The following is a 679-nucleotide window of genomic DNA, read 5'->3' on the forward strand; positions in this document are numbered from 1 at the left end:
GCGGAACCCGTACAACGCCCTGACGTGGTAGTGCACCGGATCGTGCATGGGGGTGACCTGAGGGGCGCGCACGAGCTCGACGAGCAACTGATCGCTAAACTCGATGCATTGGCACCTTTCGCGCCATTGCATCAGCCGATTACCCTTGCCTTTGTGCGCGCCGCGCGTGTGCGGTGGCCGCAGGCCCGGCAAGGCGTCGCGTTCGATACCGACTTCCACGCTTCGCTTGCGCCCTGGAGCCGGCGCCTGCCAGTCCCTGCGGAGTGGGATGCCATGGGCGTTCGCCGCTACGGCTTCCACGGGCTTGCCTTCGCGTCCGCTCTACGGGAAGTAACCGCCCACGACTCAAGCATCCTGAAAGGTCGCGTCGTACTGGCACATCTGGGTGGTGGCTGCAGCATCTGTGCCGTCAAAGACGGCCGCAGCCATGACACCACCATGGCACTTACACCGTTGGGCGGCATCCCGGGACCCACCCGATCGGGGGACCTCGATCCGGGCGCGTTGTTGTATCTGCTGCGAAAGGACGGTCTGGGTGCTGACGCCGTCGAAGACCGGCTGTACCACGCAGCGGGTGTGGCAGGAATCGCAGGGCACGGCGACATGCGTGTGCTGCTCACCGAGCCCGGTCCGCGTGCGCAGCTTGCCTTGGAGCTGTTCACCGTACGCATTGCACAGT

General features: G+C 65.2%; 1 pseudogene. It reads left to right on the top strand.

The window, feature by feature from the left end:
• Window positions 1–42 precede the first annotated feature (42 nt).
• Window positions 43–679: pseudogene (locus OC373_RS18745) on the top strand (acetate kinase); the annotation flags it as partial.

Source organism: Stenotrophomonas sp. Ste96, assembly GCF_024519495.1.
In the GTDB taxonomy this organism is placed as follows: Bacteria; Pseudomonadota; Gammaproteobacteria; order Xanthomonadales; family Xanthomonadaceae; genus Stenotrophomonas; species Stenotrophomonas bentonitica_A.